General features: G+C 68.7%; 24 protein-coding genes, 5 pseudogenes and 1 CRISPR repeat array. Of the genes and pseudogenes, 16 read left to right on the forward strand and 13 right to left on the reverse strand.

The window, feature by feature from the left end; all coding sequences use genetic code 11:
• The first annotated feature begins 591 nt into the window (after nucleotides 1–591).
• On the forward strand, nucleotides 592–2,673 hold the full coding sequence (locus ACFYO2_RS45880; protein ID WP_388362429.1) for a hypothetical protein: 2,082 nt from the start codon (nucleotides 592–594) through the stop codon (nucleotides 2,671–2,673).
• A gap of 77 nt (nucleotides 2,674–2,750) precedes the next feature.
• On the opposite strand, the gene ACFYO2_RS45885 is transcribed toward ACFYO2_RS45880, so the two are convergent.
• The 3 genes from ACFYO2_RS45885 to ACFYO2_RS45895 all read right to left on the reverse strand — a co-directional run bounded on the left by ACFYO2_RS45885 (nucleotide 2,751) and on the right by ACFYO2_RS45895 (nucleotide 4,685).
• A complete protein-coding gene (locus tag ACFYO2_RS45885; RefSeq protein ID WP_388362431.1) occupies nucleotides 2,751–3,704 on the reverse strand; it encodes a hypothetical protein in 954 nt (317 codons plus the stop codon).
• Between the two features lie 106 nt (nucleotides 3,705–3,810).
• The gene (locus tag ACFYO2_RS45890) at nucleotides 3,811–4,077 is read right to left on the reverse strand and encodes a hypothetical protein (RefSeq protein WP_388362434.1); all 267 of its coding nucleotides are present in this window, start codon (nucleotides 4,075–4,077) and stop codon (nucleotides 3,811–3,813) included.
• A 401-nt stretch (nucleotides 4,078–4,478) separates the two neighbouring features.
• Nucleotides 4,479–4,685: a hypothetical protein gene (locus ACFYO2_RS45895; protein WP_388362437.1), complete on the reverse strand. Its 207-nt coding sequence runs from the start codon at nucleotides 4,683–4,685 to the stop codon at nucleotides 4,479–4,481.
• A gap of 6 nt (nucleotides 4,686–4,691) precedes the next feature.
• A CRISPR array of direct repeats spans nucleotides 4,692–5,081; the repeat unit is 24 nt; unit sequence CACCTCCGCTCGCGCGGAGAGCAC.
• A 236-nt stretch (nucleotides 5,082–5,317) separates the two neighbouring features.
• Here ACFYO2_RS45895 and ACFYO2_RS45900 point away from each other — a divergent pair.
• Nucleotides 5,318–6,019, forward strand: a pseudogene (locus ACFYO2_RS45900) (IS5 family transposase); the annotation flags it as partial.
• Between the two features lie 20 nt (nucleotides 6,020–6,039).
• Here ACFYO2_RS45900 and ACFYO2_RS45905 read toward each other — a convergent pair.
• The 4 genes from ACFYO2_RS45905 to ACFYO2_RS45920 all read right to left on the reverse strand — a co-directional run bounded on the left by ACFYO2_RS45905 (nucleotide 6,040) and on the right by ACFYO2_RS45920 (nucleotide 9,268).
• Nucleotides 6,040–6,810: a hypothetical protein gene (locus ACFYO2_RS45905; RefSeq protein WP_388362440.1), complete on the reverse strand. Its 771-nt coding sequence runs from the start codon at nucleotides 6,808–6,810 to the stop codon at nucleotides 6,040–6,042.
• Between the two features lie 57 nt (nucleotides 6,811–6,867).
• Complete coding sequence (locus tag ACFYO2_RS45910) at nucleotides 6,868–8,178, reverse strand: recombinase family protein (RefSeq protein ID WP_388362444.1); 1,311 nt, start codon at nucleotides 8,176–8,178, stop codon at nucleotides 6,868–6,870.
• On the reverse strand, nucleotides 8,175–8,303 hold the full coding sequence (locus tag ACFYO2_RS45915) for a hypothetical protein (RefSeq protein WP_388362447.1): 129 nt from the start codon (nucleotides 8,301–8,303) through the stop codon (nucleotides 8,175–8,177). The genes ACFYO2_RS45910 and ACFYO2_RS45915 overlap by 4 nt, the downstream gene beginning before the upstream one ends.
• A 68-nt stretch (nucleotides 8,304–8,371) precedes the next feature.
• Complete coding sequence (locus ACFYO2_RS45920) at nucleotides 8,372–9,268, reverse strand: LysR family transcriptional regulator (protein ID WP_388362450.1); 897 nt, start codon at nucleotides 9,266–9,268, stop codon at nucleotides 8,372–8,374.
• A gap of 119 nt (nucleotides 9,269–9,387) precedes the next feature.
• Here ACFYO2_RS45920 and ACFYO2_RS45925 point away from each other — a divergent pair, with 119 nt between their 5' ends.
• From ACFYO2_RS45925 to ACFYO2_RS45940, 4 genes are all read left to right on the forward strand, one after another.
• Nucleotides 9,388–9,828, forward strand: a complete 441-nt coding sequence (locus tag ACFYO2_RS45925) for a YybH family protein (RefSeq protein WP_388362453.1) — start codon at nucleotides 9,388–9,390, stop codon at nucleotides 9,826–9,828.
• Between the two features lie 93 nt (nucleotides 9,829–9,921).
• Complete coding sequence (locus ACFYO2_RS45930) at nucleotides 9,922–10,485, forward strand: YceI family protein (RefSeq protein WP_388362456.1); 564 nt, start codon at nucleotides 9,922–9,924, stop codon at nucleotides 10,483–10,485.
• Between the two features lie 98 nt (nucleotides 10,486–10,583).
• Nucleotides 10,584–10,943, forward strand: a complete 360-nt coding sequence (locus tag ACFYO2_RS45935) for a hypothetical protein (protein ID WP_388362458.1) — start codon at nucleotides 10,584–10,586, stop codon at nucleotides 10,941–10,943.
• The gene (locus tag ACFYO2_RS45940; protein WP_388362461.1) at nucleotides 10,936–12,531 is read left to right on the forward strand and encodes a multicopper oxidase family protein; all 1,596 of its coding nucleotides are present in this window, start codon (nucleotides 10,936–10,938) and stop codon (nucleotides 12,529–12,531) included. The genes ACFYO2_RS45935 and ACFYO2_RS45940 overlap by 8 nt, the downstream gene beginning before the upstream one ends.
• A gap of 731 nt (nucleotides 12,532–13,262) precedes the next feature.
• Here ACFYO2_RS45940 and ACFYO2_RS45945 read toward each other — a convergent pair.
• Nucleotides 13,263–14,170 (reverse strand): annotated as a pseudogene (locus ACFYO2_RS45945) (IS5 family transposase); the annotation flags it as partial.
• A gap of 169 nt (nucleotides 14,171–14,339) precedes the next feature.
• On the opposite strand from ACFYO2_RS45945, the pseudogene ACFYO2_RS45950 reads away from it, so the two are divergent.
• Nucleotides 14,340–14,632: pseudogene (locus ACFYO2_RS45950) on the forward strand (DUF4158 domain-containing protein); the annotation flags it as partial.
• Between the two features lie 7 nt (nucleotides 14,633–14,639).
• Here ACFYO2_RS45950 and ACFYO2_RS45955 read toward each other — a convergent pair.
• Together ACFYO2_RS45955 and ACFYO2_RS45960 are read right to left on the reverse strand one after the other, a co-directional pair.
• Nucleotides 14,640–15,284 (reverse strand): response regulator, encoded by a 645-nt coding sequence (locus ACFYO2_RS45955; protein WP_388362464.1) that lies wholly within the window; start codon nucleotides 15,282–15,284, stop codon nucleotides 14,640–14,642.
• Nucleotides 15,272–17,227 (reverse strand): histidine kinase, encoded by a 1,956-nt coding sequence (locus tag ACFYO2_RS45960; protein WP_388362467.1) that lies wholly within the window; start codon nucleotides 17,225–17,227, stop codon nucleotides 15,272–15,274. Before ACFYO2_RS45960 ends, ACFYO2_RS45955 begins: the two co-directional genes overlap by 13 nt.
• A gap of 191 nt (nucleotides 17,228–17,418) precedes the next feature.
• Here ACFYO2_RS45960 and ACFYO2_RS45965 point away from each other — a divergent pair, with 191 nt between their 5' ends.
• The 3 genes from ACFYO2_RS45965 to ACFYO2_RS45975 are packed head-to-tail and all read left to right on the forward strand — an operon-like array spanning nucleotide 17,419 to nucleotide 20,296.
• A complete protein-coding gene (locus tag ACFYO2_RS45965) occupies nucleotides 17,419–17,979 on the forward strand; it encodes an LGFP repeat-containing protein (RefSeq protein ID WP_388362470.1) in 561 nt (186 codons plus the stop codon).
• Nucleotides 17,980–18,014: 35 nt separating this feature from the next.
• Nucleotides 18,015–19,337, forward strand: coding sequence for a DUF6777 domain-containing protein (locus ACFYO2_RS45970; RefSeq protein ID WP_388362473.1), 1,323 nt, complete (start codon nucleotides 18,015–18,017; stop codon nucleotides 19,335–19,337).
• A 38-nt stretch (nucleotides 19,338–19,375) separates the two neighbouring features.
• Nucleotides 19,376–20,296 carry a hypothetical protein gene (locus ACFYO2_RS45975; protein ID WP_388362476.1) on the forward strand — a complete coding sequence of 307 codons (921 nt, stop codon included), beginning with the start codon at nucleotides 19,376–19,378 and terminating at the stop codon, nucleotides 20,294–20,296.
• A 286-nt stretch (nucleotides 20,297–20,582) separates the two neighbouring features.
• On the opposite strand, the gene ACFYO2_RS45980 is transcribed toward ACFYO2_RS45975, so the two are convergent.
• Nucleotides 20,583–20,708, reverse strand: coding sequence for a hypothetical protein (locus ACFYO2_RS45980; protein WP_388362479.1), 126 nt, complete (start codon nucleotides 20,706–20,708; stop codon nucleotides 20,583–20,585).
• 319 nt (nucleotides 20,709–21,027) lie between these two features.
• On the opposite strand from ACFYO2_RS45980, the gene ACFYO2_RS45985 reads away from it, so the two are divergent.
• The 5 genes and pseudogenes from ACFYO2_RS45985 to ACFYO2_RS46005 all read left to right on the forward strand — a co-directional run bounded on the left by ACFYO2_RS45985 (nucleotide 21,028) and on the right by ACFYO2_RS46005 (nucleotide 24,937).
• A complete protein-coding gene (locus ACFYO2_RS45985; protein ID WP_388362482.1) occupies nucleotides 21,028–22,395 on the forward strand; it encodes an IS4 family transposase in 1,368 nt (455 codons plus the stop codon).
• Between the two features lie 27 nt (nucleotides 22,396–22,422).
• Entirely contained in the window at nucleotides 22,423–23,139 is a 717-nt protein-coding gene (locus tag ACFYO2_RS45990) for a hypothetical protein (protein ID WP_388362485.1), read from the forward strand.
• A gap of 800 nt (nucleotides 23,140–23,939) precedes the next feature.
• A pseudogene (locus tag ACFYO2_RS45995) lies at nucleotides 23,940–24,500 on the forward strand (DUF5958 family protein); the annotation flags it as partial.
• Between the two features lie 64 nt (nucleotides 24,501–24,564).
• Nucleotides 24,565–24,804, forward strand: a pseudogene (locus ACFYO2_RS46000) (IS21 family transposase); the annotation flags it as partial.
• Nucleotides 24,776–24,937 (forward strand): DUF6233 domain-containing protein, encoded by a 162-nt coding sequence (locus ACFYO2_RS46005; RefSeq protein WP_388362488.1) that lies wholly within the window; start codon nucleotides 24,776–24,778, stop codon nucleotides 24,935–24,937. The pseudogene ACFYO2_RS46000 and the gene ACFYO2_RS46005, both read left to right, overlap by 29 nt.
• On the opposite strand, the gene ACFYO2_RS46010 is transcribed toward ACFYO2_RS46005, so the two are convergent.
• Complete coding sequence (locus tag ACFYO2_RS46010) at nucleotides 24,934–25,233, reverse strand: hypothetical protein (RefSeq protein WP_388362491.1); 300 nt, start codon at nucleotides 25,231–25,233, stop codon at nucleotides 24,934–24,936. The genes ACFYO2_RS46005 and ACFYO2_RS46010 overlap by 4 nt on opposite strands.
• Nucleotides 25,221–25,436, reverse strand: a complete 216-nt coding sequence (locus tag ACFYO2_RS46015) for a hypothetical protein (protein ID WP_388362493.1) — start codon at nucleotides 25,434–25,436, stop codon at nucleotides 25,221–25,223. The genes ACFYO2_RS46010 and ACFYO2_RS46015 overlap by 13 nt, the downstream gene beginning before the upstream one ends.
• A gap of 502 nt (nucleotides 25,437–25,938) precedes the next feature.
• On the opposite strand from ACFYO2_RS46015, the gene ACFYO2_RS46020 reads away from it, so the two are divergent.
• Complete coding sequence (locus ACFYO2_RS46020; RefSeq protein ID WP_388362496.1) at nucleotides 25,939–26,757, forward strand: SDR family NAD(P)-dependent oxidoreductase; 819 nt, start codon at nucleotides 25,939–25,941, stop codon at nucleotides 26,755–26,757.
• Nucleotides 26,758–26,790 lie beyond the last annotated feature (33 nt).

Here is a 26,790-nt window from a genome sequence, read left to right on the forward strand (position 1 = left end):
CCATCCGCATACCTCACACACCACGAGATACAGCCACCACACCGGGCCCCTCAGGGACTTCTAGAAAATTCACCCTGACGAGCCGAAGTCAGTAGGAAGCGCTCCTCGATCGCCCAGTGGGACCCGGCGAGGCGGACCAGTTCGGCGACGGTGATGCCGGTCGGGCCGTAGGCCAGGTACTAAGCGATCTCGTCCGGCCTTTTGATGCTGCGGCGGGCCAGCACCCAACGGCGGTGGGTGGGCTCGTCGTCGAAGAAATCGATGACCGGCAACTGGGCTGGGCTGGGCCGAAGACACGCGGGCCCTTGGTGCCGTCGCCGCTGGAGAGGCGCTGCCACGCGTCGTCCGGTGCCTCGGCGATCAGCTGGTCGATGCGCCAGATCCCGGCCAGGCACTTGACCTGCCGCGATTTCCGCACAGCCGGCACATAGCCGAGGCCAGGCCGCGCGTCTCCGGAGCTCTCATGCCCCCTGGCCTGAATGAGTTCCCGCCCGGCAAACCATGATTTTGATCATGTTGCGTTGCGCGTGGGCGTGATGGGGTTGCGGACTGTCGTGTACAACTCACAAACCCATCAGGGGGATTGACGAAGTGAGACACTTACGCGCCTCGGCGTGGCGGCATGTTGTTGCTGGTGCCGCGCTGGCGTTATTCGCGGGGGTGGGCACTGCAGCAGCGGCCCCTACGCCTCCTGCGCCCGGCCTGGAGGCTTCTCCGGCCGAGGTGGCGGCGGCTGGGCCCCAGGACCTGGCGGCCATCGCCGCGGCCTCGCGGCCGGTGTCGGGCACGGCCCCGTCGGCTGGCCCCAAGTTCTCGAAGTCGGGCACTGTCTGGCGGGTCATCGCTCCGGAGGCGGTGCTGCGGAACACCGTGACCGACGCGGACGGCGATACCGCGAACCTGACGTTCCAGGTGTACACCGCGAACGCGGACGGTACCCCGAAGGCTCAGGTCGACCTCGACGGATCAGGCTCGTACGGGGTGCTGGTGTCGCCGTACGTGGCCTCGGGCGGCACGGCGAAGGTCACGGTGCCGTACGGCATCCTGAAGCCCGGCGTGCTCTACAAGTTCCGCACCTCCGCCTTTGACGGCAGTCTGTACGAGACGACGTGGTCGCCGTGGGCGGACTTCCGTATCGAGCCGTACGTGAAGTTCCCTGCGCCGCAGACGTCGTCGACGATTGACAAGACTGCGCAGGAGATAGACGAGTTCACCCGGACAGATCCGGGGCCGGCTCTGCCGACGTTCGACGCGAATGGTGCGGTGAAGCGGGAGGCCACGCAGGAGCGCACCTGCGGCAAGCAGGACGCCCAGGGGCGCAAGGTCTGCATCGAGCTGTCCCCTCCCACCGCCGAGTCGCAGGCGCGTTCGAAGGAGCGCGTCGAGGCGCTGCGCAAGGCTGAGGAGGCGAAGGCCCGCAAGGCCGGTAAGTCGCCTGCCGAGGCGGCTGCGGTGGCGGCTGCTGCGCCTGCTGTGGAACTGGTCGACTGGTGCTGGGACAAGCCGGTGGGCAAGGACTATATGACCCGCGGCGAGGCGTGCCTGAAGAACATCGGGTCGGCGACGCTGGTGTTCGTCGACGCGGACAAGGATGCGGAGATCGGCTTCGCCACGTTCGACGTCGAGCAACGGATCAAGGCGTACCCGAACAAGGGCGCGTCCGGATCGAACTTCGCGGAGTTCGATCAGCAGATCGCCATCATGCCGGTCTCGATCGACCAGGCGCTGGAAGGCGTCACGATGAAGTGGAACATCGGGTCGACGTGCTCGTCGTGTGTGACGTCGAACGTGAAGTGGACGGACGGGCAGAACAACAACGCCGGATCGACCGCGTACTGGAACGTAGACGACGGTCCGCCGTACGGCGACCGGTGGGGACGGGTAACGACGCAGTGGAACGGCTCGGGCAAGGAGACCATCGGCCTGGGCTGGTCAGTGACCGCGACCGTGGACGCCAGCAGCACCGCAATCGCGACGGCGAACTTCGGAACCTCCGGGATCGACGAGGTAAAGGAGCTTGCGCCGCGCTGCGACAACTGGGTGGCGGGCTCGGCGCCGGGCTGTGTCCTGCCGTACTTCAAGCCGACCTGGACGCTGGACACCAACAAGTACCCGGCCGCTGGGGGGTACTACTGGCACATGCAGCAGGTGATGCCCGATCACGCCGGCTCCAAGCGGTGGGACTCACTGATGCACTACCTGGGCCCGGACACCCCGGTGAAGAACGGCGCCGGCAATCCGTGGAACTCGAACAACAGCCGTGACCGTGTGTGTGACAGCACCTGGAGCCTGCACCCCTCCGATACGTCGGTGGGGTCGGTCGACTGTGACGAGTACGCGATGGCCTCGACGCACGAGTCCGGCGGCTACCCGAAGAGCGTCAACCTGGTGACGTCGGGCAGCAAGTGCGCCCAGCTGTTCACCGACAAGATGGGCGACGGTACGGCGAACTTCGGCCTCCTCGCGGACACCCGTGCGGCGACGAACGGGCCAAGCGGTACGGAGCGGTGCGGGCGTGCGGCGATCCCGAGCGTGCAGAATGAGCAGGCGTTCAGCGGATTCCCGGCCCCAGCGTGGCGGCTGCTGGACGGTGACGGGTTCTTCGTGACCCTTCCGGGGTTCGAGCACTGCACGTCAACCGCGACTACCTGCACGTGGAAAAAGATCGGCTGACACAGCCTGAGCGCCAGCACCTGAAAGCCGAAAAAAGGGGGCCAGCCCTCGGGGCTGGCCCCCCATCTTATACGTGGTCAGCCGGTCAGGGGCTGCCACCGGTCTTCCTGTGCCGGGTCGATCCTGCTGCCCCAGACCAGCGCCCCGCCGATCAAGCCGGGCTTGTCCCGGGTGGCCAGGGCCGGGGCTTCGAGCATGTCGGCAGCCTCTTCCAGGTAGCTGACCAGAGTGTCGAGCTCGTCGCCGGGGCCTTCGTTGTAGCGGGACCAGCGGCCCAGGTAGCCGGTGGCGGCATCCAGGTACAGACCCGAGGTGCCGTCCGCCGCGCCGTGCGAGACCACCGGAATCCAGGTCGTCTTCCACACGGTGATCCGCTCGTCTTCGGTACGGTCGACGTTGAAGGTGTCCTCGTGGTCCTGAGCGTCCATCCGCCGCCGGTAGGCGGCAGCCACGGCGTCCAGGGGCATCAGAGCCTCACCACCCGGAAGGCACCCCCAGCCCCAGCCGTTGACCCCGCCGTCGCCCGCCGTCAGCAGCCACAGGACATGCAGCTCGACGGGTATCCGGATGCCGAGATCGCCTTCCACGGCAGCGATGGCAGTGGGGCCGGCACCGGCGCGGAGCGCAGCGTAGGAGTCAGGGGCGTTGTGCTGGAGCCAGTCGGTGATGCGCCGCCAGGCATCAGCGACCTCCCGTACGGTGACCGCGGCGGCAGCAGGGTCGGCAGGCTGGTCCTGCTCTCGCCCCTGATCCTGGTCCTGGGCGTCCGTGGAGGGCTCGGTGGAGGGAGCCGCTCTCAGAAACCGGATCTCGATCCGGTCCGGCTCACGGATGTAGCCGACGGACAGGTCGGGGCAGTCCTCGAACACCTCGCCGTCAACCGCCACGGTCAGAATGCCGGGCAGCCCCGAGGGCCGGCCCATGTCAGGGTCGTCGGCCAGCTGGCTGGCCAGGACCTTCAGCGCGTAGGGAACGCCTGCCCCTAACTGAGCGGCGATGTCGCGTACGTCCGGCTGGATTTCGACCTTCACAGCCTGGGGCTCCTTGCTCGTCGGATGGAGGACGGTGCCCTCACACACTAGGACGCCCGCGCTCACCGGCGGGTGGTGCGCGCGCGTCCTGCCATGCGGGGGCGGGTCAGGCGGTTGCGGGGTCTCCTGCGGGCGGCGCTGATCCCGGGGCGGCGATCTGGGCTTCGAGGCCGGCGACGCGGCAGTCTTGGAAGCGGAGGTTGGAGTGGGCTGCCTTGACGCGCTCGTCGAGGGTTCGGTTGTCAGCGGTGAGCTGGCGGGCACGCTGCTTGAGAATGGTGTTCTCTGCGGTGATCCGTTGGATGGTTTCTTCGGTCCACTCGGCTTCCAAGTCGCGGATTTGGCCGAGGAGTTCGCCGATGCGGGTGCGCAAGGTGAGGATCTCGGCCCACGGAGACCCTCCGCACCCTGCGTCAGGCACTCTCCCTCGACGGCGAGCTGAGCAAGGAAGCCCGCGACACCTACTTCGCGCTCCTCGCACCACGCGAGGACATCGACAACTGACCCAACCGCCAAAAGGGTGCCGGAGCCAATGCCAGTGGCTCCGGCACCCCGCCCGTGAGCGTATCCGCCACGCCCTCGCTGATCACCTCTTCGGCGGAGCCAACCCACCAGTCAGACCACCGTCGAGCCGACGGCCTGACCGGCGAGCGTGCGGTCTCGCGGGCGCCGATGCCCTTCCCCCACGGCCAGACGCTGCAATTGAACGAGCAGACCATCAAATTCGAGGTGCCCGACGACGGGGACAAGCAAACCCGGCTTCGAACCGAGGAGTCAGCCGATGGACCAGGCGCGCAGCTGCGCGGCGATCTCCTGAACGCGGGCGCCCCTGTGTTTGGCACGCATGACCAGCGCGAGGGCTTCCTCCGGCTCGCAAGGCAGATACTGGCCGCTGGTGTTGAGGAACGTCTCGGCGACCAGCCAGGCGAAGAACTCGTTCTTCGACTCCAGCGGCTCGTGCGGCGCGACGGTCTCCAGCATGGCCGCGACCTCCGCTCGCGCGAAGAACACACTCCCGGGGTCGATGTGGACCGCATCATCGTCGGATCACCTCCGCTCGCGCGGAGAGCACTGCGCGGTAGTGCCCGCGCTGCGGGTGTAGAACGGGCCACCTCCGCTCGCGCGGAGAGCACAACGTCCACATCTCATCCGTGAGGAGATACGGCGGTTCACCTCCGCTCGCGCGGAGAGCACGGCCTCCCACAGACCAGTCACGACCTGCGCCATGGTTCACCTCCGCTCGCGCGGAGAGCACGCGCTGGCGCTGACTGCGAGCACCACCTACAGCGGTTCACCTCCGCTCGCGCGGAGAGCACCTGGTGATGGAGACGACCCGGTTCGGGCGGGACGGTTCACCTCCGCTCGCGCGGAGAGCACCACGCTCTGGCCTGCGCTTAGAAGCCGTATCTCAACCGATCTTGGAACGTGTGGATCGAACAGAGTTCCTGGTCGGGTGATCTTCCGGCGGTACGCGCATGAAGGCAGGGCCTCCTGGTAGCTCGGGGGTGCGACCCCATTCCGAGCGGTTCCTGGAGGCCCTGTTGTCTTTGTTGTACGTGCCCGAGCCCGTTGACTTCAACTCGCCCGCTGTGTCGTGCGATTGCCTCGCGCACGTGTACGGCAACGCGGCCGATCATCCCGATCGGGTGCGCCGGTATCCGTCAGACATGACGGACGCGGAGTGGGCGGCCGTGCGGCCGTTGTTGCCGGTGCCGGCCTGGCTTCAGGGGCGGGGCGGACGGCCCGAGAGCTACTGCCACCGGCAGCTGCTGGACGCGGTCCGCTATCTGGTCGCGGGCGGAATCTCGTGGCGGGCGCTGCCCGCGGACTTCCCCGATTGGGGCCGGGTTTACGCCTTCTTCCGCCGCTGGCGCGAGCACGGACTGATCGCCGAGTTCCACGACCGGCTGCGCGGGAAGGTCCGTGAACGCGAGGGCCGCGAGGCCGAGCCCACGGCGGGGATCATCGACGCGCAGTCGGTGCGGGCCGCCGCGACGGTGCCGGCCTCCTCACGCGGCTACGACGGCGGGAAGAAGGTGCCGGGCCGCAAACGGCACATCGTGACCGACACCCTCGGTCTGCTCCTGGTCGTCGCGGTCACCGCCGCGAACATCGGCGACCGCGACGCTGCGGCGGGCCTGCTGACCCGGCTGCGCCGCCTGCACCGCGACATCACCCTCGTCTGGGCCGACGGCGGCTACACCGGCGGCCTCGTCGGCTGGTGCCGGGACAAACTCGCTCTGACCTTGGAGATCGTCAAGCGCACCGACGACATGACAGGGTTCGTGGTGCTGCCGAGACGGTGGGTGGCAGAGATCTGTCAAGCACAGTGCGCTCATGGAGTCTGTTGGCCTGCTGTTTCGGCGGTCTCGGTCCAGATGCGGCGGCTGTACCAGCCGGGCGGACGGGTCCGCCGTTCGCGGAGTTCGGCGAGTTCTCGCTGGTCGGCGTGGGCGATGAGCCGGTGAGGCCAGCGGCTCTCCCGACGGGTGGTGATCCAGCCGCGGTTGATCCATGCATAGCGGGTGGAGGTGGTCATGTCCAGCTCGGCGGCCAGGTGCTTGAGCCACCACTCGTCCGGGCCGGGCTCCTCACCGGGTGGTGCGGGGCGTCGCCGGTGGACACGGCCTGCGGGGCAGGCGAGACGGCGCATGAGGTCGCGGACGGTGGCTGCGGAGATCCGCTTTCCGCCCTTCGCGGGCCGGAAGCCCTCGGTTTCCAAGCGGTCGGCGATCCCGGCGGCGCCTATGCCCTGGCCTGCGAGTTCTCGGATCCGATCGGCCAATTGCGGCTGGACCGGGCGGATGACCTCTCCCGCCGTATTCGTCCCGCCGGCCCAGACGATGGTGACCTTCACCTGCTCGCTGGTGCCGAGCACGGTGACGACGACCTTGTCGACGACCGCGCGGATGATCTCCTTGCGGTCCGCTGTCGTGGTGCTGTGCGCATGCCACAGACCCTCGATGTCGCCGGCCAGAGCCGTGATGGTCTGCCGCTCGGCCGGAGTGAGGATGTGCGAACTGCTGCGGGTGAAGCGGTCGTAGTCCTCGCCAAGCCGCTGCTGGGCGGCGAGTGCGTCCTCCCATTCCTTCTCCAACTGGCGCACGACCAGGCGGTTCTCCGGTTCGGCGAGGTGGTGGCTGCGGCGGGCCCGGTCGGCGTCCTACGCGGCGCGTTCCAGCCGTTGCGACCATAGCCGTTCCAGCTCGGCCCGCTCGGCCAGGATCTGGTCGGCCGCGCGCAGGGACACCTGGACAGCGGCGGGCGTCAGTGCCACGAGGACCTGCTGTTCGACGAAGGCGTCCACGCAGGCGGAGTTGAGCAGCTGGCAGCTCTTGTCCGCGCCGTAGTTGGTCATGTCCCGGGCGCACACGTATTCGGGTTGGGCCTTGCTGTGCTGGGTGTGGTAGCGCACGCTCATGCGCCGGTTGCAGCGTCCGCAGTGCACGAGCCCGGCCGCGAGGGCGGGACCGTTGCGGATGGCGCCCATGGCTTCGGCGCGGGCGCGGTTGGCCGCCAGTTTCGCTTCGTTCGCCTCGAACTGGGCGACGGTGATGTAGGCGGGCAGGACATTCGGGATCATCACATGCCATCCGTCCCGGGAGCGGACGACCCGCCCGGTGCTCGGCCGGGCCGGGTCCTGGCGGCGCGGGTCGACCCGGCGCCGCCCGTAGGCGTAGATGCCGGCATAGGCGGGATTGTGCAGCAAGGTCTGCAGCGTCATCCGGTTCGGCCTTCGCCATTCCAGGGTGCCCTTGTCCGGACCCTCCCGCAGCCGGATGCCTAACTGGATGTCGTTCTCGACGAGGTAGCGCAGCACACCGTGCAACGTGCCGAGCCGCTCGAACTGCGCAAAGATCAGGCGGATCACGGTCTGCACCTGCTCGTCCGGGTCGAAGGCCACCTTCCCGGACGGACGGCGGACGTAACCGCTGGGCAGCGGGAAGGCCAGCTCGCCTCGGCGGGCCTTGTTCAGCCGTCCGCTCCACATCCGCTGCTTGATCAGGTGAAGTTCGGCCTCGCTCATCGTGCCCTTGAGCCCCAGCAGCAGCCTGTCGTTGTACTCGGTCGGGTCATAGACCCCGTCGGTGTCCGCCAGTACCGCGCCCGACAGGGCACACAGCTCGATCAACTGGTACCAGTCCCTGCCGGAGCGGGCCAGACGGGACATCTCGATCCCCAGCACAAGACCGACATGGTCCAGCCCGATCTCGCTGACCAGACGCTGGAAGCCGGTGCGGGCCACCGCACTCGACCCCGATTTGCCCAGGTCTTCGTCGATCACCAGGATCCGGTCCGCCTGCCAGCCCAGCGCGACCGCCCGGTCCACCAGCGCGTACTGCAACCGGGTCGACTCCTGATGCTCGACGAGCTGCTGGCGGGTGGACTGGCGGATATAAATCACCGCGAGCCGCTGCAGGTGACGGTCATCGATCTTGCTGCCGGGCCGCTCCCACGCCATCACCGAAGTCATCGCTGATCCCGCTCACCCGCCGTCGCGGCGGCTGACAGCGCGCGGCTCGCCAGCCGCACCAACTGCCCCACCACCGCCTGCCGGTTCACCTTCGGCAGCGTCGCCCACACCTGCCCGTCCGGCACCGCCGGAATCCTGGGCGTACTGTTTCCGCATCTGGCGGGTCTCGTAGTTGAGCGGGTCGAGCAGATCGTCAGCGTTTGTCTTGAGGTTCGCTGGTGTTCCAGTCCCAGTTGGTGATCGTGGTGCGCATCAGTCGGGCGGCGGCTGAGAGGTGGTTGTCGGTGCCCCAGTAGAGGGTGACCGTGCGGCGGCAGTCGGGGTTGGCGACGGGGATCCAGGCGACGGGGGCCTGCGTGATGCTACGGCGGGCGAAGGCGGGGGCGAGACCGATGCCCAGTCCCGCGCTGATCAGGTCGGCGATGGCGCTATGTTCGTCGCTTTCGCAGACGATTTTCGGGGTGAGGTCTCGTGCGGCGAAGAGTCGGTCGAGCAGCCGGCGTAGCCAGTGTCCCTCGCGGGCGGTGACGAAGGGCTGGTCGGCGAGTTCGTCGATGGTCACGGATGTACGGGACGCCAGCGGATGGTCGAGTGGCACCCCGACTCCCACCGCCTCCTCGAACAGTCGCACCGACTCCAGGCCCTCGGCGTGGAGCGGCTGCGAGGCGACACACAGATCGACCTCTTGGGCGCGCAGGCGGCGGGTCATGTCCTCGGGCGGCGACCAGTGGAGCGCGATCTCGATGGCGGGATGGGCTCGTTTGTAGGCCGCCAGTGGACGGGTGAGGGTGAGGAAGGTTTCCGACGCCAGTCGCACGGTGCCCAGGCCCTGGCTGGTGGCCTCGGTGACGGCGCGTCGTCCCGCGTCGAGCTCACCGAGGGCGCGTTCGACGTGGTCGCGGAAGAGTCTGCCCGTGTCGTTGAGCCGGAGCCGGCCGCTGCGATCGAACAGCGGTACGCCCACGTCGCTCTCCAACCGGGCGATGGTGCGACTCAGCGACGGCTGGGCGATGTGCAGCTCGTCGGCGGCGCGGCTGAGGTGCTCCAGCCGCGCCACCACTAGGAACTGCCTGAGCGAGTTCAGCTCCATTATGACCCCCGGGTCATAGCATGTTAGCAATATTTATCTTAGACAAGATAACCCATGGGGCATAGCGTCGGAGGTGCAGGAAGACAAGATCCCACCGCAAAGGAAGGGCCGGGGTAGCGATGCCTACGCAACGCCAGGTAGACGAAGCCAAGATCCGCGAGCTGGTCGACAAGATCGCCGAAGGGCTCCAGACCAAGGATCTCGGGGGCTTGAGGCAGCTTTACGCGACCGACGTGGTGTCCTTCGACATCGAGCCGCCGCTCCAGCACGTGGGGGTGGAGGCGAAGCTGGAGAACTGGGCGCCCGTGTTCACGTTCTTCGCGAGTGTGACCTACGAGGTTCGCGACCTGACGATCACCGTCGGCGATGACGTGGCCTTCGGGCACGCCTTCGCCCGCCTCAGCGGCACGCGCAAGGACGGCACCTCGATTGGCGGTATGTGGGTCAGGGTCACCTACTGCTTCCGGAAGATCGACGGCACCTGGTTGATCGCACACGACCAGGTCTCGGTTCCGCTCGACATCTCCAGCGGCAAAGGAGTGGTCGACCTCCAGCCCTGACCGGTCGCGCGAGTTCGAGCGACACCAGGCATCGGTTCGCCCCACCATCCCCCTTCGCCGCGCCGCCGCGGCACCACATCCATGGAGGAAGCCATGAAAACCGTTCCCGCGACCGTCGTGATGCCGGGCTACCTGGTCGGCACCTGGAAGGCAGACCCGGTGCACTCCGAGGTCGCCTTCTCCGTCCGTCACCTCATGATCAGCAAGACGCGTGGCCGGTTCACCGGCTACGACGTCACGATCGTTACGACCGAGGACCTGCTGGGCTCCTCGGTCACCGCGACGATCGACCTCGCGTCCATCGACACCGGCCACGAGATGCGCGACAACCACCTGCGCACCGCCGACTACCTCGAGGTCGAGAAGTACCCGACGATGAGCTACAGCTCGACCGGCATCCGCCGGACCGACGACGGATGGGTCATCGACGGTGAGCTGACGCTGCACGGCGTCACCCGACAGGTCCCGCTGGCCGTCGAGGTGAACGGGTTCGGCTCGGACCAGTGGGGTGGACAGCGGGCCGGCTTCTCCGCGACCGCGGCGATCAGCCGGCGTGACTTCGGCATCGACATCAGCGTCCCGCTGGAGGCCGGTGGCGTCGTGGTCGCCGACAAGGTGTCGATCAGCCTGGAGATCCAGGCCGTTCTCCAGAAGTGACCCGCCCCGGACTGGCGGCCAAGCCCCCATCCCGATCCGATGCCGCGCATCGGACGTGGCCCTCTGGGTGGGTATTGCGGGCGGTCGTCAGCGCGCACGTGGTCGCGATCGTCGGTCAGCCGGTGTTCGCCGGTGTGTATCTGAGTGGTGACTACGACGGCTTGCGTTTGCACGAGGTCGGCGCCAACGCCGTCACCTCCATCGGCTGTCTGCAGCTGATCGTGACGGCCGTGGTCTGGGTCCGACTGCGTCGGGTCTGGCCGTTCCTCGCCACTCTCGCTGTGGTGGTGGCCGAGACGGTGCAGTACTTCGCCGGGTTGGAAGGCGCGTTGTGGCTGCACCTCCCGCTGGGGGTGCTGACCGTTGCCGGGCTCGTCGTGCAGTTCATCGCGGTATGGCGCCGTCCGGTCAGGCGGCGATCGGTGGTGCGGAAAGTGGAGGAGGCCGGCGATGCGTGACCGGGACATGACCAGGCGCCAGGTACTGGGCATCGGCGGGGCGCTCGGGATAGTGGCGGCCACTGGGTTGGCGACCTCGGCCATGCTGTCCCGGAGTCCGGCAGCCACCGGTGCCGAGTTGCGCAGCGTCGTGCCGCTGCCGCCCGCGTTCCAGGTGCCGCTGCCGATCCCTCCGGTGCTGAAGCCAGTCAGCACCTCGGGAGGTGTGGATCGCTACCAGATCACCCAGCGCGAAGCGACCCTGGAGATCCTCCCCGGCGTCAGCACGTCGGCGTGGACCTACGAGGGCACCTTCCCCGGGCCGACGATCGAGTCCCGCCGCGGCCGGCCGGTCACCGTGACACATCACAACGAGCTTCCCGTGCCGACCGTCGTGCACCTGCACGGCGGTCGGACCCCGGCGGCCTCCGACGGATACCCCACCGACCTCGTCCTGCCCGAGAACTGGCACGAGGCCGCCCACACCATGCACACCATGGGCGGGATGGACGGCATGAGCGATCCGCGGGCGGTGACGTCCGAGCTGACGCGGGACTACACGTTCCCGCTCGACCAGCGGCCGACGCTGCTGTGGTACCACGACCACCGGATGGACTTCACCGCTCCGGCGATCTGGCGGGGTCTCGCCGGGCTGCACATCGTGCGCGACGACGCCGAGGAGTCGCTCGGCCTGCCCGCGGGGCCACGCGAACTGCCGCTCATGATCGCGGACCGTGCGTTCGACGACGACGGCGAGCTCACCTATCCCGCCCTCGACCCCACGCTGCGCACACAGCCCGGCGTCCTCGAGTCCTATCTCGGCGGGGTCCTCGGTGACGTGATCCTGGTCAACGGCGCGCCGTGGCCCGTGCACGACGTCGACGCGGCCCGGTACCGGCTGCGTGTCCTCAACGCCTCCAACGCCCGGCACTACGACCTCGAGGCGGTCCTCGACGACGGCCGCCGGCTCGATCTCGTCCAGGTCGGAGCCGACCAAGGGCTGCTCGCGGCGCCGGTCACCCACCAGTCCCTGCCGATCGCGCCGGCCGAACGCTACGACGTGGTCATCGACTTCGCGAGGGTTCCGGTCGGCGGCCGCGTCAGGATCGTCAACCGGCTGGGCTCCGGCCGGACCCGCGACGTGATGGCCTTCCACGTCGCACGCAAGGCCCGCGACGACAGCCGCGTCCCGCACGTCCTCTCGAAGAACCTGCCCGAGTGGCGCCGGTCGGACGCCGTGCGGGTGCGGGACTTCTCCTTCCGGGCTGGCCGGATGCACGGCCGTCACGGCTGGCTGATCGACGGGCTGCCGTTCGCCCCCGCCCGCACCGACGTCACCGTTCGCCTCGGCGATGTCGAGGTGTGGCGGCTGGTCGCCGACGTCCACCATCCGGTCCACCTGCATCTGGTCGGCTTCCGAGTGCTCTCACGCGGCGGCAAGGCACCCCTTCCCCACGACGCGGGCCTCAAGGACACCATCTCACTACGGCCCGGCGAAGCGGCGGAGATCATCACCCGGTTCGACGGCTACCGCGGCCGCTACCTCTTCCACTGCCACAACGCCGAACACGAGGACATGGGAATGATGGCCAACCTCGAAATCATCTGACACCGGCTGCCCACGACGCCTCGGCCGCGCGGCGTAGGTCCACCGTGGGCTGACCGGATCCGGTTGCAGCGGTGTCGGCGTCAGTGACGGGCGGGCGTGTGTTGATCCTGGCTGCTTTGCGGATTGCCTTGGCACGTCCGGGAATTGCGGTGGTGATGGAATTAGGTGCCATGAAGACGGTTGCGTCGGGCGACTTCTGCGGCGTAGCCGGGACGGGTGTTGCCGGCGTCGTATGTCCAGCGGGTTGCGCGGTCGATGCTGATCCCGAGCAGCCGAGCGAGTACGGCGGCGGGCATCTCGGCTGCCATCTCCATGAGCGCGGTGTTCCGCCCCAAGGTGGGCGAGATGCCGAGCGCGCGGAGTCGGCCGAGCAGCTCGCGTGGAGCAAGCGGCTGGCCGAGTCGTGCCGCGGGATAGAGCCAGGCCTCGTGGTCTGATGCGGTTGCACGTCGCTGCTCGGCAAGTAGTTGCAGGACAAGGGCTCCGACCATTGGAGGCAGAGAGATCGGCGTGTTGGCGAGAGACAGTTCCACGTCGTCCCCGGCGGTGATCACGTGCTTGGCGGTCAGTTGTGTGATGCGTGCGGCGCGTTGTGCGTAGAGCAGGACGAGGAGTCCGGCGACGCGGTCAGAGGTCGTGATCGTGTCGTCGTTGAGGAGTCGTCGGACAAGGTTCCATCGCTCGCTGTGGTCGGCGAAGACTTCGCGGATGGGCTCGTTCTTGAAGTGGGGGCTTTCAGGTTTTTTGTCGTAGCGGACGGCGAGGCCACGCCAGTCCTTGATCTTGTTGATGGTGCGTTCGACGCTGTTGCGGAGCTTGTACAGCTGCTTGTCCCAGGTGACGGGCCGTCCGCCGCGTGAGCCGCGGTTCTTGCGGTGCGCGGCCTGGTCCGTCTTCTCGGGGATGACCGCTTTGATCCCACGTTTACGCAGGTGGGAACGGTTCTGGCGAGACGAGTACGCCTTATCGCCCGCGACTGCGTCTGGCCGGGTGCGGGGCCGGCCGACCGGGCCGGGGACGCGGATCTTGTTCAGGACGGGGATGAACTGCGGGCTGTCCCCGGCTTGCCCCGCAGTGATCTTCAGCGAGAGGGGCAGGCATTGCGGCACGCAGGACAGGTGCGTCTTCGTGGTCAGTCCGCCGCGGGAACGCCCCAGGTCGGCGGCGGCGAGTCGGGCCTTGCGGCGACGCCTCACGCGTCGCCGTTCTTCCCGCTCCGGGTCCAGTTGCCCGTCTTGTTCCTGGCCGGCGCCCCTTTTTCCGCGGCGGCCTTCTCCAACGCGTCCAGGATCTCGGGCTCCGTGATCATCCCGGCAGCATCATGATGGGCCCGGACTGTGGTGGAGTCCACGCTGACCAGCGACAAGTCCACCAGGCCCCGCTTCGCCGCCTCGGCGATCGCACCCTGGAACACCGCGGTGAACACCCCGGCATCCCGCCACTGCCGAAACCGGCCGTAAACGGTGGACCAGTGACCGAATCGTTCCGGCAACTCCCGCCATTTCGCCCCGTTCCTGAACCGCCACACGACGCCCTCGAAGTGCGCCCGCAGGTTCTCCGGATACGGCCCGTACTCACCGACCGGCAGGAACGGGGAGATGAACTCCCACTCGGCATCCGAAAGTTGAGGTCGAGACACCCCACCGTTCTACTCCAAAGGCCCCGACCCTTCCGAGCCGGGGCCCCGCGAGATCACAACTCCACACAGGCCCTAAGCCCCCGGCCGGCTTGAGAGCGCTTTGACCTGGGGTTCGGCGGGGGCGGAGCCTTCCGCAGTCGTGTGATCATTGACTGTCTGGAGGTCCGGGGTGCCGGTCGAGTTTCTGACGGATGAGCAAGCCGCGAAGTACGCGGCGTGCGACGGGGCGCCGTCCCGTACGGAGTTGGAGCGGTTCTTCTTCCTGGACGACGTGGACCGGGCGTTGATCGAGCCGAAGCGGCGGGCCCACAACCGGCTCGGGTTCGCGGTGCAATGACCACGGTGCGGTTCCTCGGGGTGTTCCTGGACGATCCGACGGACGTGCCGGAGGAGGTAGTCGACTACCTCGCCGAGCAGTTGGGCGTCGCGGAGGTGTCGGCGTTGAAGGCGTACGGCGAGCGGCCCCTCCCTACCGACCACCCCGAGCCGTGAGGTAGGCAAGGACCGCCAGAACGCGGCGGTTGTGTTCCGCGCTGGTGCCGAGGCCCAGCTTCGCCATGATCGAGGCGACGTGGGTCTCCACGGTTCGCTCGGTCAGCCACAGCCGTCGCGCGATGCCCAGGTTGGTGTGGCCTTCGGCCATGAGGGCCAGGACTTCCCGCTCGCGGGGGGTGAGTGCGGCGAGTGGGTCGCGGTGAGTGCCGATCATGCGGGAGACGACTTCGGGGTCGAGGGCGGAGCCGCCCGCGGCGACCCGGAGCAGGGCGTCCAGGAAGTCGTCCACGTCGAAGACACGGTCCTTGAGGAGATAGCCGAAACGGCCCTGGGCAACCAGTTCCACGGCGTTGCGGGTCTCGATGTGCTGGGAGAGCAGCACGATGCCGAGTTCGGGAAAGGTCTGCCGGATCTGCCGGGCGGCGCGGGCGCCGTCGTCGAGGAGGTCCGGCGGCATGCGGATGTCGATGACGGCCAGGTCGGGGCGGTTGTCGGTGACGGCGGCGACGAGCGCGGGCGCGTCGGCGGCGCGGGCGACGATGTCGTGGCCGGCGTCCGCGAGCAGCCGTGCCAGTCCCTCCCGGAATAGGGCGGAGTCCTCACCGATCACGATACGCATGGCAGCACCGCCTCCACGGTCGTACCGCCGCCGGGGCTGCTGGTGATGTGCAGCAGTCCGCCGAGCGCGGCGACCCGGTCCTTGAGGCCCGAGAGCCCCGATCCTCCGCGCGGGTCGGCGCCGCCGCGCCCGTCGTCCTGGATGGTCACGCGCAGTGCCCCGTCGCCGTTCTCACCGACGACGACTCCGATGCTCGTGGCCTCGGCGTGCTTGATGGCGTTGGCGACGGCCTCGCTGGCGACGTAGTACGCAGTGGTGGCGACGTCGTCGGGCAGCATCCGTCCGTCGAGCCGCCAGTCGAGCCGCACCGGGGCTCGTATGGCCAGGGACTCCAGGGCGGAGCCCAGCCCGTCGTCGAGGGAGCTGGGCCGCAGGCCGTGCGCCAGCTCACGCAACTCCGCGACCGCGGTGCCCAGTTCGGCCACGGCCTGGTCGAGCAGTCCGTCAACGTCGACGCTGCCGTCGTCGAGATGGCGCTGCGCGAGCCGCAGTGCCATGCCGAGGCTGACCAGCCGCGACTGGGCGCCGTCGTGCAAGTCCCGTTCCAGTCGGCGCCGTTCGCGGTATCCGGTGCGCAGCAGCCGGCCGCGGCTGGCCTCCACCTCGCCGAGCGCCTGTCGCAGTTCGAGCCGCAGCCGTACGGTCTCGACGAGCAGCGCGCTGGCGGTGGCCACCTCGCGCGGGCAGGGTCCGTCGATGATCCCGATGGGGCGGCCGGCGAGCCGCACCTTGGTGCCCTGCCCCACCGGTGTGCCGGCCGTGTCGTGGAACTGGGTGCTGCCCGGCAGCAGAAACCCGACCCGCAGCCGGGTTTCGCGCAGCGCGTCGCGCAGCACCTCCTCCAGTTGCTCGGGCCGTGCCCGTCCCGCGTGCACCTCGCGCTCCAGTGCCGCCACGGCCGCCAGCGCCCGCTCCCGTACGGGGTAGAAACGCCGGTCCACCCAGCGGCGTACCCGGTTCTTCACCGGTACGAGAACGACGGCGACCAGCGCCGTCACGCCGGCCGCCGCCACTGCACTCCCCCGCCCCAGGGCCAAGCCGCCCGCGAAGGAAGCGGCGCTGTAGACCGCGAGTAGTCCGGCGGTCACCAGGCCCCAGGTCACGAAGGCGCTGGTGGCGCGGTCCACGTCGTACAGGTCGTGGCGCAGGATCGCGAGCGCGGTGAGCGAGGGCACACCCAGACAGAGGGCTGCCAGGCCCACCCACATCAGTGCGGTGAGCTCGCCGAACAGCAGGTAGTTGGCCCAGCACAGCAGCAGCGTGCCGGGCAGCGCGACGACACCCAGCCCGAACCACTTCAACTGCGCCCGCTCGACCGAGTCTGCCGCGCGGTAGCGGTGGCGCATCACCAGCGCCGACGAGACCAGCAACACCATGAACAGCCCGAGCAGCGGCAGCAGAAGAGCCCAGACCACGGACTCGGGCAGGGTGGGCAGGGGATGCCCGTACTCCTCGAACGGCGGGTCGTACGCGGTCGGGTCGAGAGCGGCCACGAGGATGAAGACGGGCGTGACGATCAGCACGCCGTACAGCACCAGACGGGGGAAACGGCCCGGGGGCAGTCGGCCGCCGGGGAAGAACAGCATCAGCAGCAGGACGGGCACGTACCACAGGGTCCACATCCCCGCGGCCAGCTGGTTGACCGTCTCGGCGCCCGGCAGCGGGCGGGTGAGGCTCACCTGGGCGTAGGTGTCGAGGAGGGTTTCCAGCGGCGGTACCAGGCCGATGAACGTGAGCAGGAATCCCACCAGGTTGGCGGGGCGACGGCGCGAGACGAACACCCCCAGGCCGGTGGAGAGCGCGCCCGTGACCACGGCCGAGACCAGCCCGAACAGCACCCCGGCCGAGACGCCCGGGGCGGCGGCCGTCAGAGCGCAGCACGCCACGATCACCACCGTGGTCAGCACGGTGGCGGCGAGCGAGAGGCGACGGGGCCAGGGCATGGCCCAACGGTAGGGGCGGAACGGGGCCCTCAGTATCCGTGCTGACACGCAGAGTTGCTCCCGTGCCAGCTCCGATGCGGTGACGGCGGCCGCTCCGGGACAGTCCAGGGACCGGCATTCACCCGGACGGGGCGGACCGCCGGACGCACCACCTTGACCCGGACCTTCACGATCCCAACGGGGAGACCACCATGCGCACTGTCACCGCCCGCCGCTCGCTCGCAGCCGTCGCCCTCGCCCTCGCCGCCTCGTTCGCCGGCGCCGTTCCCGCCATCGCGGACGCGTCGGCGGCGGACGAGTGCAGGCCCATCAGCCGCAACGAGTACATCGCCGACCGCTGGCAGGAGCTCGGCGGCGCCAACGGCTCGCTCGGATGCCCGATCGACACCACGAAGAACGTCACCGTCGGCGGGGTGTGGAAGGGCAAGCGCCAGACCTTCGAGAACGGCCAGATCACCTGGTCGCCCAGTCAGGGCGCCCAGATGGTCATCGCCGCCTGGGAGTGGCGCGGCTACGCCTTCGCCGACTGGGGGACGACCGCCCCGTACAGCTACGACCGTTTCCTGCTGCGCTACTACAGCTCATACGAGCCCCGGGGAGAACAGCGCGAGCTGCGCGGCGGCACCTCCGGCCGCGCGTGGGTGCAGAAGCGCACGACGGGCAGCTACCGCTTCATCGTCGAGGGCTGCGACGACGGCACCTTCGGATCGACGTGCCGCCAGGGCTGGACGCTCTCGGCCAGCACCCGCTGAGTCGGCGTCACCACACCACACCAAGAGGGATGAGCATGCGAAGCATTCGGGGGACCTTGGTGGCGATCCTCGTCACCCTCGCTCTCGGCCTGACGACCACCGCCTGCACAGGCGTGTTCGCCAAGGTCGCCGTCAAGGCGATCGCCCGCGGAGCGCCGGCCGCCGCGCCCTTCTTCTCCGGGGCGCTGCGCCTGGGGACAGACACTCTGGTCGGCGAGGCGCTCGCGCTTGAGGGCGGGACGAAGAAGGGCGACCAGCCCGGCCTGTACGGCGGCTCCCGCAACAAGGCGGGCTGCGCCAAGTCCAAACTCGCCCGCTTCCTCAAGGACCCGGCACACCACCGTAAAGCCGTGGAGTGGGCCAGGGTGCAGGGCATCGACGTCGACGACATCGAGGGCTTCGTGAAGAGGCTCACGCCCGTGGTACTGCGCAACGACACCCTCGTGAAGAACCACGACTACAAGAAGGGCAAGGCAGTCGCCTTCGACGCCCTGCTGGAAGCGGGCATCGCCGTCCTGGTCGACCTGTACGGAAAGCCGGTCGTGCAGTGCAGCTGCGGCAATCCGCTCGGCGCCTTCGAGCACGACGCCGACAAGGCCGACGTGACGTTCAAGGGCGAGAGCAAGAAGTGGACGTCGTATGACCGCGAGAAGGTCGTCAAGATCGAGCCCACGGAGGTGAAGGAGGGGGTGAAGAGCTACCAACTGGTCGACGTCGACAGGCAGGACGCAGGAATCGTACGGCTTACGGGCACGGACGGCACGCGGGACGAACCGCTGCCGGACGACCCCGGCGCCCAGGACGCCGAAGTCGCCGTTCCCGCGGTGACGGACATGCCGGTTGAGGAGGCCACGCAGATCCTCACGGCGCAGGGGCTCAAGGTGCAGACGGATAGCGGGCTTTCCGGCAGCGACGGGGCCTCCGGCAGCGCCGCGCCCGGTACCGTCCTCGGCCAGAGCCCGGCGGCGGACGAGCAGGTCGCCAAGGGCACCACCGTGACACTCACCGTGGCACCCCGCGCGGAACCGTCCGTGACGGAATCGCCCTCGCCGTCCTCGCCGTCCTCCTCACCGACTGATGACGCGGGTACGGCCACTGACACAGGTACGACGATGGTGATCGCCCTGGCGGATGCGCCGGTTCGTGAGTCCCCGTCGTCCACCAGCAGCCAGCTCAGCCATGTCACAGCGGGAGGCCAGTACCCGGCCACCTGCTACGGCTCCGGCGAGACCACCAACGCCCACGGCTCCACGAGCGACGTATGGGTGCAGCTCAGTCTCAAGTCCGGGGGCTTCGGCTGGGTTACGGCCACCGCGCTCCAAGAAGACCCGGCCGCAGGGGGACTTGGCCAGTGCTGAGCAGTCCTCACCGCCTCACAAGACGCAACGGGGGATTCATGTACCGCAACGAGATCCAGTACGGCAGCACCACAACCGACAACACCACTCCTCGCCCCACCGTGCGCCGGGTCAGGACCCGCGCGGCCGCGATCGCTCTCGTCGGCCTTCTCGCGGCCGGCGGGGCGGCCTGTGCCGCGCCGACCGAGCAGAGCGGCTCACCCGGCGCGCCCGCCAAACAGGGCGACACCAAGGGCGGCACCAAAGACAACGGCGGTGACGACACCGCTGCGGCCGGGACGCCTGCGGCCGCGCCCGGTGGCGACTCGGACATCGTCGCCCTGGCCGGGAACTACGGGTCCGACACATGCCGGCAGGGCTACGTCTGGCGCGAGGCCCGCCCGACCGACCACGTCTGTGTCGACCCGCGGGTGCGCGACCAGGCCCGCACCGACAACGCCCAGGCCGACGCTCGCCGCTCCCCCGGCAACGGCGGCAATGGACCCAACGCCTGCGCCACCGGCTATGTCTGGCGCGACGCATACCCGGGCGACCTGGTCTGCGTCGACCCGCGGGTCCGGGAGCAGGCCCGCAACGACAACGCCCAGGCCGACGACAGGCGGGTGTCCACCCGACTGTGGAAGTCCCGGTGGTACCCGGGGAGCCAAAGCAACGGCGACACCGGCACCAGCAGGAGCGACCAGGACATCCCGCGCATCCAGCTCAACGGCGACCACTACAACCTCGGCCAGGTCCGCCTCGTCATCCGCCGCAAGAGCGACAACCGCGTCCTGTGGTCCGGTACCGTCAACGCCACCAGGCACGCGGGCTTCGCCGGCGGCAGCTTCGGCAAGCGGACCAACCTGACCGACTGCTCCGCCTACGGCCGACCGGTGAACGGCCACGCCCAGGCCTACGACGTGATCTCCAACCGCTGGTCGGCCCGCCTGCCGGTCTCGGTCGGCTGCCCCACGCTCTGACCTACCCTGCCCGACTCCGGTGGTCATCCTGGCCCACCCACAGAGCCGCACTCGACGAGTGCGGCTCTGTGACGTCCGGTCCGCACGACGCTTCCCCTTGTCCGCGCAGGAGATCAACCGAAGGAGATCAGCCCTTCCGTCCCACGCCACCGAACCGCGCGGGGTCGGTCCCATACGGCGAAGTAGTCGGTGTGCAGCTGGTCGAACTCTTCGTCCCTGCCGGGCTGGAACCGCATACCGCTGCCGCGGGCGAGGAGCAGGTTGGCGCGGCGGCTGGCCTCCGGGCTCAGGCCGCGGATCGGTGGCAGCGAGCGGCCCCCGAAGTGCCGCGCAGGCCGATCACCCCGGCGAAATCCTCGACGGAGCACGCGCGGTCGTAGTCGTCCGGCTCGTCCGTGCCTCCGAGGATCACGCCGTCCTCGGTGCAGCCGTGCCGGCAGAGGCCTGGTCGGCGGCCTGGTGGTGCGCGTTACGCAACCAGCCCATCGAGGCCTCGTTGGCTTGTCCCACTCCAGCAGGTGACCGGCCATGGCCGTCCTCGACCTTGTGGGATGGCGTCCCGCTGTGTGCAACACCGTTGCGTTTAGCTGTTGTTGGCTTTGTCAAGCCGGTGAACGAGAAGACGGGACCCCTGGTAGATCCCTGTGGTGTCGAGCCCAGAGATCGTCGTACCGGAGGTCCCGTTGCCACAGCATTCTGCCACCCGTCCGCCCGAGGCGTCAGCGCATGATGTGTATTCCCCTGGTCATCTGGGGGAGTTGACGCAGGTCATCGACCCACAGCTGGTCGACGCGGTACTCGAGGAGACCGGTTCGCGGGAGCGGCGCGTGCGACTGTTGCCGGCGCGGGTGGTGGTGTACTTCGTGCTCGCCCTGACTTTCTTCGAGCGGTGCTCCTACCGGGCAGTGTGGGACAAGCTCGGTGCAGGACTCGGCGGGATCAAGGTGGTACGCCCGTGTGCCTCCTCGTTGTCGCGGGCCCGCCGCCGACTGGGCGCCACCCCGCTGCGCCGTCTGTTCGAGATCCTCGCTGGTCCGGTGGCCATCCCGGCACAGACCGGGTCCTTCTACCGCGGCTTGCGGGTCGTCGCCGTGGACGGCACCACCTTGACCGTTCCAGACGAGGAGGCACTGACCTGGCACTTTCCCAAGCATGTCGGCGAGGTGAAGGAGTTCGGCTATCCCCTGCTGCGCCTGGTGGCGCTGGTTGAGTGCGGCACCCGCGCCCTCCTCGGCGCGGTCTTCGGTCCCGACACCACCGGCGAGCTCGGCTATGCCCGCCGGCTGCTGCACCATCTGGACGCCTCGACGGTGCTGCTGGCCGACGCCTACTACGACGCCTTCGACTTCCTGCAGGCGGTGACGGACAGCGGGGCGTCCTTCCTGCTGCGCTCGACTCGCAAACGGCGTCCCTCGGTGCGTCGCCCGCTGCCGGACGGCTCCTACCTGACCACGGTCTGTGCGGGGAAGTACCGGGCCGGACGCGGCTACGGGCGCCTGGAGGTGCGGATCATCGAAGCCCGGATGACCGTCAGCCTGGCTGACGGCACGCGCCGCAGCGAACTGTGGCGCGTGATGACCAGTCTCCTGGACGCTGAGCGCTACCCCGCCCATGAACTGATCGCGCTGTATCACCGCAGGTGGCAGGCGGAGACCTGCTACTTCTCGTTGAAGTCGACCATTCTCGACGGTCGAGTCCTGCGCTCACGCACGGTCCCCGGAGTCGAGCAAGAGGTCTACGCACTGCTGACCGTCTACCAGGCGCTGGTCCGCGTCGCGGGCGATGTCACCACCGTCCAGCCGAGCCTGTCGCCGGAGCGGATCAGCATGATCGCGCTGTTCAACGCCGCCGCCGACCAGATCGTGGCCGCCCGAGGCATCGCCCTGGACGATCCCGTGATCCTCGTCGGAGCCATAGGGCGTGCCGCCTTGACCGGCCTCCTGCCGAAGGGACAGCGTTGGAGGCTGAAGGCGCGTGTCCGCAAGCGCAGCAGCAAGTACACGTTCACCGCAGCCAAGCACCCCCGCAAGCCCCAGGCATACACCCTCAACTTCGAGACCCTCACGGATGTGACCCTTGACAACACCAATACCCACTAAATGCAACGGTGTTGCACGAGAAGGGACATGACCCAAGCGCCGAACGTACCGGCCGTGGATTCCCGAGCCGGCCGGTGGCTGCAGTTCGACTGGGGCGAGGGTCCGCGCATCGCGGCGTCGGACCTGGCTGTTCTGCGCGTGGCTGTCGTGGTCGCGGTTTCGGGTCGTGATCCCGGTCTGGGACTGCACGTTGGGCACGCTGGTGGCCTGCCTGGACACCACGTTCAGGCGGATCGGCGGGGCGCCGACCTACGTGTTGACGGACAACGCGAAGACGGTGACCGTCGAGCACATCGCCGGGATCCCGGTGCGCCATCCGCAGATGGTCGCCGCGGGCCGGCATTACGGCTGCCAGGTGGTCAGTTGCGTGCCCTACGACCTGAATCGAAGGGCGGCGCGGAGGCGACGGTCCGTATCGCGAAAGCCGACCTGGTGCCCACCAACGCGAACTTGCTGCCCGCCTACGATTCGTTCGCCGAGCTCGTGGACGCCTGCCTGACTTGCTGCGATGCGGTGAACTCGCACCGTCACCGGGCGACTGGGCGTATACCCGCGAACCGCCTGGACATCGAACGCACCACCCCGCATGTCCTGCCCATCGAGCCGCTCGCGCTGGGCGAGGAGAGGCTGGTCGGCTCGAACCGCACCATCAGCTTCGACTTCATCTGCTCCTGGCCAGCCATCGCGAGGCTGCGCCAGTACTCAGACGCATGGAGCGACATGGCTTCGACGATCTCGGGATAGACCGCCGCGTATCGCTGTGGCTCCCAAGGGCGGACCTGGCGGCCGTTCGGCGACATCCGCCGGAGTCGTCTACCCGGTCGCTCAGACGGTAGAAGCGTGGTGCTGTTCATCCGACTCCGTAACGACCCCGGATGCGACTGCCCCGCTGGTTGCTGAGGCCCTTCGGGAATGGCGTGGCTGGCTGGAGGACCTGGCGGAACGGTTCGCGGACCTGGCTCCGCCGGGGAACACCCCGGTGACTTCGACGGACCACTGGTACTGGGAGCGAGCATGCACCCGCCTGGTCACCGTGGTGGCCGACCGCACTCAGGCCGAGAGCGGCTGGTACGGGCACTGCATGCAAGTCCTCCGATGGTTCCTCGCCTGCAACAGCATCCGAGGGCCAGGCACAGGCGATCGTCCAGGACGCGGTCGGCGGCCGGTTTGGCAGCTGGATCCCACCTGACGTTGTGGTGGTCGACGCGGTGAGCTCGCAGTTCGCCAGCGGCGTGGGCGGGATCCGATGACTTCCGGGCCCGGCCGGCCGAAGGATGGTCTCGCCGAGTGGCTCCATCCGGCCGGAGATCTCCTGGCCATCCCGGTGCGGCGCATGGCTCGCCCCCGGAACACCGGCCCGCGACGGCTTCCGGAAGTTCTTCATGGCAACGCGAAGCGGACGTGACAGCGAGGGAACCGCGCGGGTCCTGACCGCCCTCGACGCGGCCTTCGCCGACGCTGAGCAGGGCAGGACGCTGACCTTCGCCCTCATGGCGAAGTGGCAGCGGACTGTGCTGGGCCACGACCTCGTCGGCTTCCGCACGATGCCGGCCTTCGCGAAGGCCGGACGGGAGCGCTACGGCCTTGCGCCCGATACGCGGGCGCGGTTCGAGCGCTGTCTGTCCGATCGCTCTCAACCGGATCCGCCCCTCGCGTCACGCGCTGCCCGGACCTACCTCGACATCCTCTTCTTCCACCCGTTCGAGGACGGCAACGCCCGTGCGGCCATGCTGGCGTTGGCCTTCGTCCTGGCACGCGAAGGCATCCTCCTCGACCAGGTTCAGCCAGTGCAGACCACGCGCTGGGCCGACGATGCCGAAGGCGGCGGCCGATCTGGCGGTGCTGCTCGGAATCCTGATCACCGCTGCGGAGCGGCGTTTGTCCCACGGGAGGCAGTCATGAACGAACGCGACGTCCTGCTCAACGAGTTCACGCAGGGGCTGCGCCCGATGTCAGAGGGCATCGAATGGTTCGACGGCCTCGGCCAGGAAGAGCAGTCCGAGGTGCTGCTGTTTCTGCGCCATCACTGCGTCCAGGCGCGTGCCGTCGCCGCGGACGCACCGGAGAGCATCCGCCGTGCCGGGCTGCGCCCGACGCATACGCCCGCAGTGCTGATCTCACGAGGCCGGATCGACGAGCAGCTGGGGAAGATCGCCGGTCTCGCGCCTCTCAGCGCACGTCGCGGCCTTCCGCTACTTCGGCGGCGTCCCGCGCCGGCTCGTCCCGGACAATCTGAAGACCGGAGTCGACAAGCCCGACCTCTACGATCCGAAGATCAACAAAGCCTATGCCGAGCTCGCCACCCACTACGGCGCGTTGGTCGATCCGGCGCGGGCTGCGAAGCCGAAGGACAAACCCCGGGTCGAGCGGCCGATGCCCTATGTCCGCGACTCCTTCTGGCGAGCACGCCGGCGGCTGCTGGAACGCAGGCAAACGCAGCCGCGGCATCAGCCGGGACGAAGCGCTGCGGACCCTCGCCGACGGGATCCCCGCCTGCAGCCACTGCCGGCCCGACAGCGAGCTCGGGTTCCTGGACGGTTAGGCGCTGCGGGACTTCCGGGCCGTCTTCTTGGCGGGCTGCTTCTTCGCCGCCTTCTTGGCCGCGGTCTTCTTCGGCATTTCGTGTACGTCGGCGTCCTCACCGCGGGATGCCTTGGCCTTCTCGACTGACTCGTTGAGGGCGGCCATCAGGTCGAGGACCTGGGCTGGCTTCTCCGGCTCTGGCATCTCCGGGAGGGCGCGGTCTTCCCGCTTCGCTTCGATGATCTTTGCCATGGCGTCGGTGTAGGCGTCTTCGAATTCGGGTCCTTCGAGGTCGTCGCGGGTCATCGTCTCCATGAGGGCCACTGCCCTGTCGATCTCCTCTTCGGACACTTCGGTCGGCGGCGGGAGCAGTGAGGCGGGGTCGCGGATTCGTCGGGCCAGTGCATCGAGTGGAGGACGATCACGTCGTCCCGCACCCTTGGCAAGCCCAACCGTTCCCGGCCGGACCATGCGTACTTGGCGACGGCCACCTTCGACGAGCGGGCCAGTGCTTGCACGAGTACTGGTGATCCTGGTTATCCATAGCTGCGGAATGGGCCGCCGGTCGGGGCCAGGCAGGAGCAGCTATCGGTCGAGGTCACGACGGTCGGCCTTACATAGCGGCGCGGTGCGGGAGTGGATCTTGATCATCCTCTGCACCAAGTCAAGTCGCGCGAACCCTGCAGGCAGGGGCGGAGCAGACGAGGGCGTCCGCGCCATTGGGCCGATCGCGAGCAAGTTCCTCGCCCAGGACGACAAGGACGGCGCACTGCCGACCTTGTACACGGCGACACAGGACCTTCCGGGCGCGAGCCACGTCGGCCCCGACGGTCGCGGCGAGCCGAAGGGTGACGCCGGAGGAGATCACATCAGCGCAAGGCCGCTGAGCGTGGGGCTGCGGGCCGGTGCCGCCGCCCGCCTCCACAGCCAACTCGAAAGCGGGACGTTCATCCCGTATAGTTAATCGGGATAGTCATCCCGCTTATGGGTGGCCGTCCATCCCCACAGGAGGTTTACGTCATGAGCAAGGTCTGGTTCATCACCGGTTCGTCGCGCGGTTTCGGCCGCGAGTTCGCCCTCGCCGCCCTGGAGCGCGGCGACAAGGTCGCGGCCACCGCCCGGGACACCAAGGCGGTGGCCGACCTGGTCGAGCGGTTCGGTGACGCAGTGCTGCCGCTGCGTCTGGACGTCACCGACCGTGCGCAGGTGTTCGAGGCCGTCACGGCGGCCAAGGAGCGGTTCGGCCGGCTGGACGTGGTGGTCAACAACGCCGGTTACTCCCTGATCGGCGCCGTGGAGGAACTCGGCGAGCAGGAACTGCGCGACCAGCTGGAGACCAACGTGTTCGGCGTCTTCCACGTCACGCAGGCGGTACTGCCCGTCCTGCGTGCGCAGGGCAGCGGCCACATCGTCCAGATCTCCTCGGCCATGGGGGTGGCCACCTTCGGCGGCGCGGGCGGCTACAGCGCCTCCAAGTGGGCGCTGGAAGGCCTGAGCGAGGCACTCTCCCAGGAAGTCGCGGCCTTCGGCATCAAGGTCACGGTGATCGAACCCGGCGGCTTCGCCACCGACTTCGCGAGCTCGTCGGTCTTCTCCGCGCACCGCCAGGACGCCTACGGCCCCCTGCACGCGTCGCTGAACGAGATGGGCGCCGCCGCCCAGATGCCCGGCCCCGAGGGTGTTGGCGGTGCGATCCTCCAGCTTGTCGACGCCGAGGAGCCGCCGCTGCGCGTGTTCTTCGGCGAGGAGCCCTCCCAGTGGGTGCCCGCGGTGTACCAGCAGCGCCTGGCCGAGTGGGCCGAGTGGGCGCACGTGTCCAAGGCAGCGGAAGGCAAGTAGAAAACGCCCGGCCCGCGGGCCATGACACGTCGG

It is taken from the genome of Streptomyces sp. NPDC006602 (assembly GCF_042870385.1).
In the GTDB taxonomy this organism is placed as follows: domain Bacteria; phylum Actinomycetota; class Actinomycetes; order Streptomycetales; family Streptomycetaceae; genus Streptomyces.